This is a genomic window from Actinomadura sp. NBRC 104425, assembly GCF_030269545.1.
Taxonomy (GTDB): domain Bacteria; phylum Actinomycetota; class Actinomycetes; order Streptosporangiales; family Streptosporangiaceae; genus Spirillospora; species Spirillospora keratinilytica.
In genome coordinates this window covers 71,206-85,283 of the sequence record NZ_BSTN01000021.1, presented here as the reverse complement: position 1 = coordinate 85,283, position 14,078 = coordinate 71,206, and the positions used below count along the sequence as shown (strand labels likewise).

The window sequence follows — 14,078 nt, the reverse complement described above, 5'->3', positions numbered from 1 at the left end:
CGCCGCGGTATGCCCGCGATCCAGTCAGCCGGGACCCCGCCAGCCGATGATCGCGGGGGAATTGTAGATTTACCGGTTTACCGGGTCAACGCAGCCATTTTCTGGGGGACACGACCCCGGCGCCATCCACCGCCCGGGAAGGCCCCGTCCCAGCCGGGCGGGGAACCACCCGTTTCCCCATGCCGCGCGCATCAGGCCCCCGGGACGGCGACGCCGCTCATTCGCGTGTCGTCGTGCGAGGGCCTGACGTTCCACGGATTCTGCTGCCGGGCCGCTGGTCAGCCGCCCTGAGGACGCGTCCAGTGCAGGCCGTCCTCGGACGGCACCAGCCCACCGCTGAAGATCGGCGTGTCGGCGTCGGCGTCCGCGCCGAGCAGCGCCCGGGTCTGCTCCTGCGATCCCTGCGCCATCGCATGGCTGACCACCGACGACTTGAACAGCGGCGCCATCGTGCGCTCGTTGTCGCGGACGACCTCGTCGACCGCGTCGGCGAACTCCGCCGACCGCTGCTTCAGCCGCAGCGCGGCCGACTCGGCGTCGCTCAGGTCGAACTCGTCCGCCGAGATGCCCGCGACCAGCTCGATGAACGACTCCAGCTCGCCGCGGGTGTTCTTGGTGACCTTCTTCGCCGACCAGAAGTAGGAGTTCTCGTCGACGTGCATGTCATAGAAGGACATCAGGAACTCGTAGAAGACGCCGTACTCGCGGCGGTACCGGTGCTCGAACTCGGTGAAGGCGGCCTCCTCGTCGACCGACCCGGCCAGGACGCTGTTGATGGACCGGGCCGCCAGCAGCGCGCTGTAGGTCGCCAGGTGCACGCCCGAGGAGAACACCGGGTCGACGAAGCAGGCGGCGTCGCCGATGAGCACCATTCCCGGCTTCCAGAACCGGGTGTTGTTGTAGGAGTAGTCCTTGCGCACCCGCAGCCGGCCGTACTCGCCGGTGGTGACCCGCGTCGCGTCGGACAGGAAGTCCTTGATCAGCGGACACTCGTCGATGAGGTTGCGCAGGGCGATGTCGGGGTCGCCCTGGATCTTCGCGGCGTCCTCGCGGCGCACCACCGCGCCGACGCTGGTCAGCGTGTCGCTCAGCGGGATGTACCAGAACCATCCGCTGGGGAACGCCGCGCACAGGATGTTGCCCGAGTTGGGCGCCGGGAGCCGCTTGCCGCCCTCGAAGTATCCGAACAGCGCCAGGCTGCGGAAGAACTCCGAGTACTCGCGGGTGCCGCCGACGTGCTTGTAGATGCGGCTGGTGTGGCCGGAGGCGTCGACCACGTACCGGGCCGTCACCCGGTGCTCGTTTCCGTCGGCGTCGGTGTAGGTCACGCCGCGCACCTTGTCGCCGTCGTCGATGACGCTGGTGACCGGGCAGCGCTCGCGGACGTCCACGCCTTTGCGGCGCGCGTTGTCGAGCAGGATCTTGTCGAACTTCATCCGCTCGACCTGGTAGGCGAACGAGGTGCTGCCCGCCGTCTTCTGGGAGATCGAGAACGCGAACGTCCAAGGGTCGGGATTGGCCCCCCAGCGGAAGGTGCCGCCGCGCTTGAGGATGAATCCGGCCTTGGCCAGATCGTCCGCCGCGCCGCTGAGGCGGCAGATCCCGTGCACCGTCGCCGGTAACAGGGATTCACCGATCTGGTAACGCGGGAACGACTCCTTCTCCAGGATCAGGACGCGGTGTCCCCGCATCGCCACCAGCGCCGCCAGTGTCGAGCCGCCGGGCCCGCCCCCAACGACGACGACATCGAATTCCTCATGGTTGCCGGTGCTCATTCCCGTCGCCTTTCGGTTGGGGTTCTCGCTGGGGAAAGCATGCTCTGTTGCGCCCCTGTCCGCCACCCGGAGTACTGTCCATGGTGGGCCGCCGCACCCGGTCTTCGACGGGCCGTGCCCGTGCGCCGGCTCCTCGGCCTCCCCGCAGGTCGCGCCTGGTCTGAGAGCTGGTTCCCGGCATACAGCGACAGACTCGGCCGCCGGCCGCGCGCACCGGACGTCGCGGATCGGACACGGCACAGGCGGCCGGTTCCGATCGTGGCCCCGCATTCCCCGGTCTCCGGACTAATACGGCCGGGCTCAGGACGCAAGAATCACTCCGCCGTTGTCCAACCGCGCGGCCGCCTCAGTTGAACACCGGCGACATTGACGCACCGCCGCCCAATCGTCATGCTTTCCACAACCCGCGCATGGAGCGGTCATATACGCGCGCCCCGGTCCGGTACGGCAGCAATGCAGCCGACCGGGATAACCCGCATGCCCGCCGACCGGAAGCACATCTCCCGCACCGCCCCCGACCAGGCCCACAGGTCCGGTCGATCGCGTTCACCGACGACGGCGTCACCCCACCCGTACGCCGAGGTGGCCGGTGCCCATCCCCGGCCGCGGATTTCTCGGGCATTTGAAGCGTCCGCAACCGGTCGACCGCGGTGGCGCGGCCGGGGGTGACCGATACGCCCGCAGCGGCGCTGCAACCCTGGGCGATCAGCACGCCGAGGCGGACGCCCAACAGCTCGACCAGCTTCCCCCACCTCGTCGACACCCACAGCAGACCGGGCGGTCGACAAGGTCTGACAGCTCCACGTCCACAAGCGGTCGCCTGCCCCGGCCCCCGATGAGGCGACGGTTGACGCCGGCGCCGGTCACCGCAACCGGGTGGGGGCGCTGACGGCCTCGGACGTGCTGACGCCGTTCGTCGCGATCACTTTGAAGAGGAGCTCGCCGCGGGCGGCCGGTCCGGGCTGCGGCAGGTGGAAGGGCGGCCGGTCGAGCGACACGCCCACGGTCTGCCAGGTGGCGCCGCCGTCCTCGCTGACCTGGAGCGCGAACGTCTGGCCCGCCTCGGCCGGCCGGTCGAGATCCACCGCGACCCGGACCCCGTCGTCCGCCGGCAGCACCCGCACCGACCCGATCCGCGGCGGCGGGCCGCCCAGCCGGAAGGTGTCCACCACCTGGTCGCCGAGCAGCAGCTCGATCGCTGCGGCACCGGGCGGGACGGCGACGACGGCGTCGACGAGCCCGGTGCGGTTGTCGCCCGCGCCCAGCTCGGAGTCCAGCTTGACGGGCACCGGAAGGTCCATGAGCGACCGGCCATCCGGATCGACCACCCGCACGGTGGCTTCGGCCCCTTCGGACGGCGGGGTGGGCGCCAGGTTCGGCACCGCGTTGACGTGGGAGATCGTCCCGCGTCGTCCGGTCAGGTCGACCCGGGCGACGACGCTGGTCGCCGCCTCCTCCGGTTCCGGCCCGCCCGCCTCCTCCGCCCGCGGCCCGGGCGCGGGTCCGGTCCGTCGCGTGTCGGGGAAGCGCCGCTGGTCGGGCCGGCCGCCACCGCCCGCGGCGGCGACCCGCGGAGTCCGGGCCCGTCCGGCCCCGGAGGGCAGCGCGTCCTCCTGACGAAGGCGCTCAAGGATCCCCAGGTAGGTGTAGACCGACAGCCACTGGCGGTCGCAGTAGGTCATGCAGTCGTGCCACTGGGGTCCCGGCAGCGCTCGCAGCGGCAGGGCGTTGGCGGGGTCGCCGACGTCGAACCCGGCGAACCCGTCATCGGTCGCCGACAGTTGCCCCGCGGGGAACGGGTAGTGGTTCAGGTCGTCCTGCGACTCACCGCAGAACCCCGGATGCAGCCTGCCCAGCGTGTGCCCGATCTCGTGGCCTCCGTACCAGTCGCCGTACGACCCGTCGAAGTCCCAGCCCCAGCTGTTCGGCCCGGTCGGCCCGCTGGCCACGGTTTCGGGGGCGGGCGCGCTCGGGATCCCGGCAGCGCATCCCCGCATGAAGAAGCCCGCGTCGCCGACCAGCCCGTAGTAGTGGGTGCGCGCGTCGGTGCCCGCGTTGACGTCCACGGCGCGGATCGCGGCCAGCTGGGCGTTGATGGCGCCGCAGCCGAACGGCGGATCCGCCGTGGCCGCGACGATGCCCTGGCTGCCTTGGACCTCCGCCACCGGGTACGCCCGTCCCAACCAGGACAGCAGCAGGCGGAAGTCGCGGTCGGTCGGCGCGATCGTGGTCGGCGGGGTGCCCCACTGGTAGGTGAAGCCGATCACTCTCACCCGGAGCGGCGCGCCCTGGTGGAAGAAGAGGACCGGCCGCCGCTCGCCGCCGACGGACAGGCTCGCCCCGTTCAGCGCGTCGGTCACCCGGTTGACCCGCAGCGTCAGCCGTCCGGGCGGAACATCGGCGCCCTGCAGCACGAAGTTCAGTGTCCGGGACGCGTCCGAGCGGGCGAGCGCGACGTTGCCGGCGTCCGCCGGGTTCAGCGTCGCCGTGTTCTCCGACAGCAGGATCTCCTCTGTGCCGTTGGACGGGTGCCGCACCGCCAGTTCGCCCGAGACCGTGACCGGCGTGGTGCCGTAGTAGCTCAGGTAGACGCGCACGACCGTGCGTTTGCGCGCGATGAGCGGTACGGAGTGGGACAGGTCCTGGATCGCTTGAGTCACCTCCATCGCGTCCATCTGCAGCGGCTGAGCGACGACGTCGGGTGCGGGCAGCCGCACCCCCGTGATCCTTGCGGAGTCGTCGTCATGGAGCACATGGACCTGCCAGCCGCCCAGGGCCGCCTCGACCAGCGCGTCCCCCATCCCGCTGTCGCCGGACTCCGGGGGCGCCAGGGTCAGCAGCTCGGCATGCGCCTCGTCGGCGCCGACCCACGCGCAGCCCATCGGTCCCGACAGCCAGGTGAACCGTTGGACGAAGCCCTGCGTCTCGGCCATGGCCTTCTCCTTCGGCTACACCGGATCGATCTGGAGTGTGAGGATCTTGGCGTCGTCACTGGCGTGCAGGGCCCGGACCTCCCGGTAGTTGGTGGCCGCGCCGGACAGCATCTGGGTGAGGCTGGCGGCCAGTGCGATGTCGGGCGCCGTGCCGTCGTGGGTCACGATGAGCAGCTCGGCGTCGGTGGGCGTGGGCCCGATCCATGCGCAGGTGAAGTCGGTGGACGCGGCGACCCGCTGGACCAGGCCGACCGTCGCGACCGTGTCGGCCATGACAGTGCTCCTTTCGTGCGGCTCACAGCGGGTGCCGAAGCAGCCCGAGTTCGAGGGCGACGTCGCTGAGGTAGCGGAGGTCGCCGCGTACCCGCAGGCCTCCCTGCAGGAAGCGCTCGCGGGCGTCGATCTCGCCGTCCAGGATCGCCCGGACGGTCTCGGCGTCTCCCATCACCTCGACCACCGGTGGTTCGCCGGAGCGGGCGGCCCCGGCCTCGCTTGTGGCGACCGCCGCCTCACCGCGCTCGGCGGAGAGCACGTACGTCCCCCCTCCTGCACCGGCCAGGTGCAGGAGCGCGTGTCCGTCGCGCAGCCCCCGCGTCTTCTCCAGCCTGCTCGCCAGGTTCTCCAGCGACCGCTGTACGGCCTCGTGCCCGCCGCCGGATGCAGGTGCCATGTTCATCTTCGCCCCCCCCGTAGCTTCACGTACACCTGAAGAAATCTACGTGTATTCCGACTTGCCGCTAGACACATCGTAAGCACGGCTGTGGAGCGCCAAATGGAGGCATTGACCAGTCTTTGCGGTCAAATGGCATTTTGATCGTTTGCCCGCGCGTTCAGTGCAACCTTCAATAACCGACGACCGGCCACCACCGGCGCCACACCCGCCGCAACATGGCCGAACGTCAACTGACCAGCCCTGGGGTCGGCCTCGACCTGGTGGTGTTCCTGCCGCCGATGCTCGAGAGCACGGCGGACCGGTGGCGGCGGTGAGGCGGCCGGTGCGTCCGGGATGCCGGTCGTCGGCGTCCGACCTGCCGTGGGAGCTCGGCCAGTGGGAGCGCGGCGTGCGGTCAGCCGACCCTGAAGCTGCCGTTCGGGGAGACGCGCGCGCTGTAATCGGGAGGGATGAATTTGAACGGCGGTGGGACCGGAGAAACACAGAACGGGTCCGTGTAGAAGAACAGCGTGCCGTTGCTGTGGTCGGCGGCCACGTGCGCGCCCGGAGGCAGGGGCCGGCACGCCGGGTACTTCCGCAGCCTGGTTCCCGCCCAGGAGACTTGGGTGCCCTCGGTCAGGAAAACGACGATCACGCCCTCCGGTGCGGCGGAGGTGAGCGAGGCCGCCGCGAGGGCGGCGGCGCCGATGGGCGATGCCGGTGCGAATGGCGATGCCGGCGAACTGCACCGGGTGGGCGGGCGACCGCGCCGACCGGATGCTGGACCTCGTCACCGGCATCGGCAGCCCGGCGCTGCGGCTTCTGTTCGACATCGGCAACGGCGTGGCGCACGGATATGCCGCTGCCGATGCTCCGGGAGATCGTGTCCCACGTGGTGCATGTGCACGTGAAGGACGCGCGTGTCGGCGTCGGCGGCGAGGTCGTCTACGTCCCGTCCGGCGAAGACGAGGCCCGGGTCGTCGAGTGCCTGGGGGTGCTGCCGCGCAGCGGGTACGGCGGTGTCGCTGCGGCCGCATCGCGGGTCCGGTGCCGGCGACCGGGACGCGTTCGTCGCCTACGGCCGGGCGTTGGAAAGCCTGATCGCCCGGATCGCGGGCGCGACCGGTGCACGGCGATGACCGGCGGCCGCGTCCCCGCGCCGCTGACCCCGGGCGACCGTGACCTGCTCCTCGGGCTCCTCGACCTGCCGACCACGGCCCCGTCGGCGACCAGCCCGGATGCGCCGCCACCCCGGCTGGCCGAGGCCCAGCGCGCCTACGCCCGAGGATTTCACCGCGGGCTGCGTCCCGCGGTGCAGATCCTCGGCCGCCTCCCGATCGGGCAGGGCCAACCTCGACACGCAACCATGATCAGAGTGGGGGAAACAGGAGCGCCAAGCGTCGGTCAGCGTCGCTCAAGAGCGCCGAACGACGCTCGGACAATAAGACCCTGACCGGCGTTCGTGTTGGTAAGGGCCTATTGTTGCTGATCACCGCGGTGCACCCAACCCGACACAATAAGAACCTTTCGCCCCTGATCGAGGGGCCGGTGGTGCAGGTAGCCCCGGTCCACGCCAAGATCCGCCGGGACGGCTACCGCAGCCAGAAACGCGCAGGTAACGGCACCGGATCGGGGGGCGCAGCCCCTCCATCCTCGCTGGCCGACAACGGTGACCAGCCCGGGAGGGCCGGCCTTGACGGTGTCGGGGGTGGTGAGTGGTGATGCGGCTGCGGGATCTGGCGATCCGCTGGGCGACGACCACCAGTGTTGTGGTGCTCGCGGGGATCGCGGCGATGTTGTCGTACAAGCACATGCGCACGCTGGTCCTGGAGTATGGAGAGACCTCTTGGACCGCGGCGCCGCTGCAGGCAAGTCCATTTTCGAGACTCGCAACCCTCCGATACCCCAGTTGCAGGAAACCACAGCGGCGGATCGGATGTGACGGCCTGTGGGGCTCGATCAGTGTTCTCGCAAAGCGTCGAGTGCCGCGTCGATGCCGGCGACGAACTGATCGTGGGCGGGCTGGGCGCGGGAGACCAAAGCTGCGCCTTGGAAGAGCATCAGTAGCATGTGCGCCTGGGCTTCGGGCGTGGCCGTGGTGGCGATCTCTCCTGTTTCCTGGCCGCGCCTGAGCGCGGCGGCCACGGTCTGGATGAATGCCTCGAACGCCGCGGCCACGAGCGTGCCGGCCTGCTCGTCGCGGGGAAGCAATTCGGCGGTGGTGTTGCCGACCAGGCAGCCGCGGCGCCGCTCCACCCCCTCCTGCGCGCCGGTCAGTGAGGCGGGCTCGGTGAGCATGCGACGCAGCACGGGCAGGACCGGGCCGGCGCCGAGCATCGCTTCGAGTCGCTCCCGGTTCTCCTGTGCGTAGAGCGCGACCGCCTTGAGATACAGGTTGCGCTTGTCGCCGAATGCCGCATAGAGGCTGCCGCGCTGGACCTTCAGCTCATCGACCAGGTCTTGTACCGATGTCGCGGCGTATCCGCGTGACCAGAACAGGTCGCGGGCGCGGGTGAGGGCTTGGTGTTCGTCGAAGGCGCGGGGTCGACCGGTGCGGGCCATGTGCCCACGATACGACTTCTTGAACGTTCATTCAAGAAGTCGTATCGTGAGTTCTGAAACGCTTGCACGGAAGTCGTCCGCGCCGTACGACGCTTCAGCCGGGAGGTACTCGTCATGCAGGTATTCGTTACGGGCGCATCGGGGTTCATCGGCGCAGCCGTGGTCACCCAGTTGCTCGATGCCGGCCACCACGTGGTGGCGCTGGCCCGCTCGCCGCAGTCGGCCGAACGACTGACCGCGCAGAGGGCCGACGTCCACCCCGGGGACCTGGACGATCCAGACAGCCTGCGCGCGGCCGCGAAGGCCGCCGACGGGGTGATCCACCTGGCGTTTCAGCACGGCGAGCCCTACGACCAAGCGGCGGGCGCCGACCGGCGCGCGATAGCGGCGATCGGCGACGTGCTGGCCGGTTCGGGGCGGCCCTTCGTCGTCACGTCGGGAACGCTCCTGCTGGCACCGGGCCGGGTGGGCACCGAGGCCGACCCGCCCGATCCCGCTTCGCCAGGCGCCGCACGCGCCGGAGCGGAACAGACCGCCTTGGCGTTGGCCGACCGCGGCGTGCGCGTGTCGGTGGTGCGCCTCGCGCCATCGGTGCACGACCAGGTCAGGCGCGGCTTCGTCGGCGCGCTCATTGACACCGCCGAAAGGACAGGCATCTCGGCTTACGTCGGGGACGGCTCGCAGCGCTGGCCGACCGTGCACCGACAGGACGCGGCTCGGCTGTTCCGGCTGGCGATGGACAGCGCGCCGGCCGGGTCGGTCCTGCACGCCGTCGGTGAAGATGGAGTCCGGTTGCGGGCGATCGCCGAGTTCATCGGCGGCCGGCTCGGCATCCCGGTGCGTTCAGTGCCCGCCGACCAGGCCGAGGCGCACTTCGGTCGGCTGTCGAGTGTGGTCGGGACAGACGCCCCCGCATCCAGCATCGCCACCCGCCGCCTGCTCGGCTGGCAGCCGTCCGGCCCGGGCCTGCTCGACGACCTCGCACACGGCCGGTTCTTCACGGAGGCGCAGCGATGAACACCGCGCGCACGCAGCCGCCCACCACGACGACACCCCGTCCAGCGGCCACGGGCGCGTTGCGCACCGTCGCCCTGTTGGTCCTGTCGATCGGTACCTTCACCCTCGGCGTGGACGGTTTCGTCCTGTCCGGGCTGCTGCCGCAGGTCGCGCATTCCCTGCACGTCTCGGCCAGCACCGCCGGCCAGCTCACGACCCTGTTCGCGCTCGTCTACTCCATCGGCTCACCGGTCATCGCGGCACTCACCGGCAACTGGGACCGCCGCATCCTCCTCGCGACCGGAATGGCCGTGTTCATCGCCGGCGTGATCATGCAGGCCACCGGACCCACCTTCGCCGCCGTCGCCGCCGGCCGCGTCCTCGCCGCGCTCGGAGCGGCCGCATACCAGGCCACCGCCTACGGCACCGCCGGCATCCTCAGCGACGACGAACACCGCGCCCGATCGCTGGCCACCGTCGCCGGCGGCAGCTCCGTCGCCCTGGTCGCTGGCCTGCCCTTCGGCATCCTCGTAGGCCAGACCTGGGGCTGGCGCACCGCGATGTGGGTCCTCGTCGCCCTCGCCACCGTCTCCACTCTCGCCATCCGCCTCCTGCCCCCGGCCCACGCCCCCCGTCTCAGCCTGCGACAGCGCGGCAGGGCCCTGACCGACACCCGAGTGCTCGGCATCCTGACCGGCACCGTGACCGTCATGACCCCGGGCTTCCTCGTCATCGCCTACCTACCCGCGATCATGCACAGCTCCGGAGCCCGGATCGTCGTGGCCATGCTCACCTACGGCGCCGGCCAGGTCACCGGAACAGCCCTCGTGCCCCGGCTCGTCCGCCGCCAAAGCGCACGGACCACACTGCTGCTCGGCGCGTGCGGCGTCACCATCGTCACCGCGGCCCTGACCCTCACCCGCACCCTCGACGGTGCCGCGACCCTCACCATGGCCGCACTCGGCCTCGCCGTCGGCCTCACCATCGTCCCCCAGCAACACCGGCTGTTCGCGACCGTGCCTACACTCGCCCCCGTCGCCATCGGACTCAACGGATCCGCGATCTACATCGCCAGCGCTCTCGGCGCCGGCATCGGCGGGTTCGCACTCGCCACCGGCGGCGACGCCGCCCCCACCATCACCGCCGCCATCATCGGCGCACTCAGCCTCGCCATCGGGGTCACGATCGTTCCGGAGCGAAAGTGACCGCGCAAGCCTGGGGGCGCCGCCCATGCACGCCAAACGAGAGACGTACCCGGAGGCGACCCGGCAGGCCCGCGAGCACGAGAGCGGCGAGACGCTCCCACAGGCAGAAGACCTCCGCGGAACAACCGACCGAACCGATCAGCAGACAGCACGAGGTGCCGCCGGGTCGGCGCGCGAGAGCCACGCCGACCGGTCGCGCCATGCCAGGACCGCATCGGACCGGGGTTCGCGCATACGAGAGGCGGTGAGGCGTCAGGGCACCTGATGGCCACGCAGGGCGTCCACGACCTGTTTGGCCTCGACAAGGCCCAGGCTGGTGGCCTTCCGTACCTTCTTGACCGCCTCGATCAGGCGGCCTTTGCTCAGCAGGAGGCGCGCCCGATCCAGCGCCTCGGGCGGCACCGGCATGCCCGGTGCCGATGCCGGTTGCGAACGCCGCCGGCGCAGCGCCTCGATCAACACGCCAAGGCTGCCGAGAACCATGCCGGCGGCGAGCAGAACTTCCGCGAACGCCATGCCCGCATACGAGGCCGTGTTCGTAGTTCGGATCGTGGGAGAGGCGGCAGGTTGCGTAGCCAGATGGTGGATGCGCGGAGGTGGAGTTCGGGGGGCTTGCCGTGGCGGGTGGCCGGCCCTGTCCAAACCCTGAACTTGGACCGCTACGCCCACCAGCACGTCGGCGCCAAGACCATCGCCAACCTGCTCAACAAGCGCGGCCACCGCACCAAGAACGGCATGCCTTGGAGCCGGGACGCGGTCCTGACCGTGCTGCGCAACCGGGTCTACCTCGGCGAGGTCTATTTCCGCGACCACTACGACAGCGCGCCGCACACCGCCCTGGTCGACCGGGAGGTCTTCATGGCCGCCCAGGAGATCCTCGTCGCCCGTGGCGAGGACCACAACAAGCGGGCCTCGAACGCCTCGGACTACATGCTCACCGGCCGGGTCATCTGCACGCACTATCTGGGCACCGCCGCCACCGGCAACAAGTACACCTACCGGTACTGCACCTGCTACTCCCGCAACAGGTACGGCATCCACAGCTGCAACGCCGAACAGCTGCCCGCCGAGCAACTCGACCAAGCCGTCATCGAAGCGCTGCCGGCCACCTACCAAAACGTCGGCCTGTTCGAGAAGGCCGTCGCCGCAGTGGCCGAACGCCGCGCCGAACGACAACAGATCGACCAGAAAGAGCTCCAGGTCGTGGAAACAGAGATCACCGACGCCGAGGCCGGCATCGAGCGCTACCTGCATGCCTTCGAGGCCAAGACCCTGCCCGAAGACACCTGCGGGCACCGCGTACGCGAACTCGCGGACAAAGTCGCTCAGCTCCGCGAACGCAAGATCGAAATCCTCGACGCCCTCGCCGACGTTCCGCAGACGCCGACCGAGAACGACCTTGCGAAGGTACGAGACCGCATCCGAGAGGCCGTCGACCACGGCGCACCCGCCGCCCGCAAGGCGCTCATCCAGTCGCTCGTCCACGAAGTCCACGTCACCGGACGGCACCACGTCCAGCCGGTGTTCCGCTTTCCCAGCGCCTACTTTGACGTAGGCGCTGAGAAGCTTCGCGAACTGTCGGGATCGGTGCCCCCGGCAGGATTCGAACCTGCGACACCCGCTTTAGGAGAGCGGTGCTCTATCCCCTGAGCTACGGAGGCCTGTCTCGCTAGAGCCTAGCGGACGGCACCTACAGGGTAGGGGAAGCGGCGAGCGATCGCTTCCCCTTGAACGGTGTCCCCTAGGCCGGATCCGGCGCCGGCGGTACGCTTCGGTGCCGTGACGGGACGGCATCGTGGTGGACCAACGGCGAAGGGCGCCGAGGGGCGGAGGCCACGCAGAGGGCTTCTCGTCGGCGGTGGGGTCATCGCGGTCGTCGCGGTGATCGCAGTGGTGGGGATGCGCCGGGACACGCCGCCTACCGAGCCGCAGAGCGCCGCTACGGCACAGGCGCGGGTGGCGCCGGCGCCGGTGTCCGTCGGTCCGACGGTCGGGGAGTACGTGCCGCCGCAGCCGACGTCCACACCGCAGTCGGCGTCCACGCCGCGGCCTGTGCGGACGTCGCGTTCGACGCCGTCGTCCAAGGCCACCGTGTCGGCGCGGCCTCGGCCGACCGCTTCACCGACCCGGCAGGATCGGTGGCGCCAGTGGGAGCGGCCGCGGGTGTGTCCTCCGGGCTGGTCGGAGAACCCGTTCCTGCGCGAATGGTGTCAAAGGAACGGTTACCGCGTTCGATGACCTCGGTTACGCCCAGTTCATGGTGAAGCTGTAGTAGCGTTCCTGCCGCTATTCTCCGCTTCAGGCATCAGGAGGAACCCGACGTGCCAGTTCCTCGGTCGGCGGCGCTGACCGCGGTCTTCCTGGTGATGTTCGCTGTCATCGGCGCACCGCACACGGGTGCCGCCACCCGCCAGCGCGACACCGTGGAATCGCTGCGCCGTGAGGCGGACAAGGCGCGCACGGAACTGCAGAAGGCCACCCGCCAGATGGAGAACCGCAAGAGGGAGCTGGCCAAGTCGCAGGCCAAGCTGCGGGACACGCTCAAGGACCTGGCGGCGGCCGAGGCCGAGCTCAACCGGATCCGGCAGCCGGTGGCCCGGCTGGCCAACGCCTCCTACCAGCAGCCGGGGGCCGGGGGCGCGATGTCGATCTTCTCTGGGGACGCCGGCGAGGGGCTGCGGTCGACCGCGGACATGGCCTACATCGCAGGGGGACGGCAGGCGCTGGTGCAGCAGGCGGACGACCTGCAGCAGCGGCGGCAGCGGCTGGCCTCGACGGCGCAGGAGCTGCAGTCGCGCAACGCCGTGGCGCAGACCAAGCTGGAGCAGCAGGTCCAGAGCCTGCGGGACAGGTCGGCGCAGCTCACCAAGCAGCTCACCGCGATGCTCGACCAGATGCAGGCCGAGCGCGACAAGCGCCTGCAGGCGATGTGTCCCAAGAATCTGGCCGCGGGAGCCCGCAAATTCCCCAACGGGCTGATCCCCTCGCGTTACCTGTGCCCGCTGCCGCAGAAGGGCGAGCAGTTGCGGGCGGACGCGGCGTTGGCCTTCTACAAGCTCAACGACGCCTACAAGCGGCGGTTCGGACGCAACATCTGCGTGACCGACTCCTATCGCAGCCTGGCGGACCAGCAGCGGGTGTACGCGGAGCGACCCGGGTTCGCGGCCGTCCCCGGCACCAGCAACCACGGCCGCGGGCAGGCCGTCGACCTCTGCGGCGGCGTGCAGATCGCGGGCTCTGTGCAGTTCCGCTGGATGGAGGCCAACTCCAAGAAGTACGGCTGGTTCCACCCCGCCTGGGCCTACAGCAATCCCTTCGAGCCATGGCACTGGGAATACGGCACCGAAGGGGACGACTGAGCGCCCCGACGCGTTGGTACGACCTCACCGGCCACGGCGGCGCGGGCTGCCGGTGACGCCGGACGGCCGACACGCCAGACCCACGACGCCGGGTGCCCAGGCGCGCCGCGGCGAAGATGCCCCCCTGCTGCAGCAGCTCGCGGGTGCGGCGCAGCGCGTCGGCCGACCCCACCGAGAACCGGGTGGTCAGCACCGACTGCCGCATCAGCTGCCTGAGCGCGTCCGGCAGCACGGCTCGGGTCCCGGATGGCGTAGGACTGGCCGGTGGTGCTTTCCAGGGTTGGGACGGCAAGCACATGTACCGCCTCGTTCCGTGTAGCGCCGAGCTGCGCGGCCGATGTGCCGGGTCGTCCGCTGCGTGCTTGCGAGTCTGCGGCTTCGCCGCCGTCATGTGCGAGCGGGCGGTGCGGCGGCCGCCTGCCAACGGAGCAACGCGGTCGGGATCGCCCTGGTCACCGCACTGCTGCGGGCCCATCATGATCCACCGGACACACCCTGGCGGTGTGGTTTGAGGGGCGCGGGTGTTGTGATGGGTGCGTTGGCACGGGCGCGGTGAGGGCGTGTGGTGCGTCGGTCCGCGTGGTGTTGAGCGGGCG

9 protein-coding genes, 1 tRNA gene and 1 pseudogene are annotated in these 14,078 nt (G+C 70.3%); 4 read left to right on the top strand and 7 right to left on the bottom strand.

Annotation, left to right across the window (positions count from 1 at the left end; all coding sequences use genetic code 11):
- Nucleotides 1–278: 278 nt before the first annotated feature.
- The 6 genes from QSK22_RS25625 to QSK22_RS25600 form a co-directional block, all read right to left on the bottom strand.
- Nucleotides 279–1,775 carry a tryptophan 7-halogenase gene (locus QSK22_RS25625; RefSeq protein WP_285496926.1) on the bottom strand — a complete coding sequence of 499 codons (1,497 nt, stop codon included), beginning with the start codon at nucleotides 1,773–1,775 and terminating at the stop codon, nucleotides 279–281.
- 863 nt (nucleotides 1,776–2,638) lie between these two features.
- Nucleotides 2,639–4,708 (bottom strand): hypothetical protein, encoded by a 2,070-nt coding sequence (locus QSK22_RS25620; protein ID WP_285496925.1) that lies wholly within the window; start codon nucleotides 4,706–4,708, stop codon nucleotides 2,639–2,641.
- A gap of 15 nt (nucleotides 4,709–4,723) precedes the next feature.
- Nucleotides 4,724–4,981, bottom strand: a complete 258-nt coding sequence (locus tag QSK22_RS25615; protein WP_285496924.1) for a hypothetical protein — start codon at nucleotides 4,979–4,981, stop codon at nucleotides 4,724–4,726.
- 22 nt (nucleotides 4,982–5,003) lie between these two features.
- Entirely contained in the window at nucleotides 5,004–5,378 is a 375-nt protein-coding gene (locus tag QSK22_RS25610; protein ID WP_285496923.1) for an SCP2 sterol-binding domain-containing protein, read from the bottom strand.
- 397 nt (nucleotides 5,379–5,775) lie between these two features.
- Nucleotides 5,776–6,015 (bottom strand): hypothetical protein, encoded by a 240-nt coding sequence (locus QSK22_RS25605; RefSeq protein WP_285496922.1) that lies wholly within the window; start codon nucleotides 6,013–6,015, stop codon nucleotides 5,776–5,778.
- A 1,304-nt stretch (nucleotides 6,016–7,319) separates the two neighbouring features.
- Nucleotides 7,320–7,922, bottom strand: a complete 603-nt coding sequence (locus tag QSK22_RS25600) for a TetR/AcrR family transcriptional regulator (protein WP_285496921.1) — start codon at nucleotides 7,920–7,922, stop codon at nucleotides 7,320–7,322.
- 114 nt (nucleotides 7,923–8,036) lie between these two features.
- On the opposite strand from QSK22_RS25600, the gene QSK22_RS25595 reads away from it, so the two are divergent.
- The 3 genes and pseudogenes from QSK22_RS25595 to QSK22_RS33830 all read left to right on the top strand — a co-directional run.
- A complete protein-coding gene (locus tag QSK22_RS25595) occupies nucleotides 8,037–8,939 on the top strand; it encodes an SDR family oxidoreductase (RefSeq protein ID WP_285496920.1) in 903 nt (300 codons plus the stop codon).
- Nucleotides 8,936–10,123: an MFS transporter gene (locus tag QSK22_RS25590; RefSeq protein ID WP_285496919.1), complete on the top strand. Its 1,188-nt coding sequence runs from the start codon at nucleotides 8,936–8,938 to the stop codon at nucleotides 10,121–10,123. Before QSK22_RS25595 ends, QSK22_RS25590 begins: the two co-directional genes overlap by 4 nt.
- A gap of 264 nt (nucleotides 10,124–10,387) precedes the next feature.
- A pseudogene (locus QSK22_RS33830) lies at nucleotides 10,388–11,164 on the top strand (recombinase family protein); the annotation flags it as partial.
- A 547-nt stretch (nucleotides 11,165–11,711) separates the two neighbouring features.
- Here the strand turns inward: QSK22_RS33830 and QSK22_RS25580 are convergent.
- Nucleotides 11,712–11,784 (bottom strand) — tRNA-Arg (locus QSK22_RS25580).
- A gap of 660 nt (nucleotides 11,785–12,444) precedes the next feature.
- Here QSK22_RS25580 and QSK22_RS25575 point away from each other — a divergent pair.
- Nucleotides 12,445–13,482: a D-alanyl-D-alanine carboxypeptidase family protein gene (locus tag QSK22_RS25575; protein ID WP_285496917.1), complete on the top strand. Its 1,038-nt coding sequence runs from the start codon at nucleotides 12,445–12,447 to the stop codon at nucleotides 13,480–13,482.
- Nucleotides 13,483–14,078 lie beyond the last annotated feature (596 nt).

Bases quoted from the DNA above. Each gene is read 5' to 3' on its own strand.
- QSK22_RS25615 (WP_285496924.1), bottom strand. From the start codon at position 4,981: ATGGCCGACACGGTCGCGACGGTCGGCCTGGTCCAGCGGGTCGCCGCG.
- QSK22_RS25595 (WP_285496920.1), top strand. From the start codon at position 8,037: ATGCAGGTATTCGTTACGGGCGCATCGGGGTTCATCGGCGCAGCCGTG.
- QSK22_RS25600 (WP_285496921.1), bottom strand. From the start codon at position 7,922: ATGGCCCGCACCGGTCGACCCCGCGCCTTCGACGAACACCAAGCCCTC.
- QSK22_RS25625 (WP_285496926.1), bottom strand. From the start codon at position 1,775: ATGAGCACCGGCAACCATGAGGAATTCGATGTCGTCGTCGTTGGGGGC.
- QSK22_RS25620 (WP_285496925.1), bottom strand. From the start codon at position 4,708: ATGGCCGAGACGCAGGGCTTCGTCCAACGGTTCACCTGGCTGTCGGGA.
- QSK22_RS25590 (WP_285496919.1), top strand. From the start codon at position 8,936: ATGAACACCGCGCGCACGCAGCCGCCCACCACGACGACACCCCGTCCA.
- QSK22_RS25610 (WP_285496923.1), bottom strand. From the start codon at position 5,378: ATGGCACCTGCATCCGGCGGCGGGCACGAGGCCGTACAGCGGTCGCTG.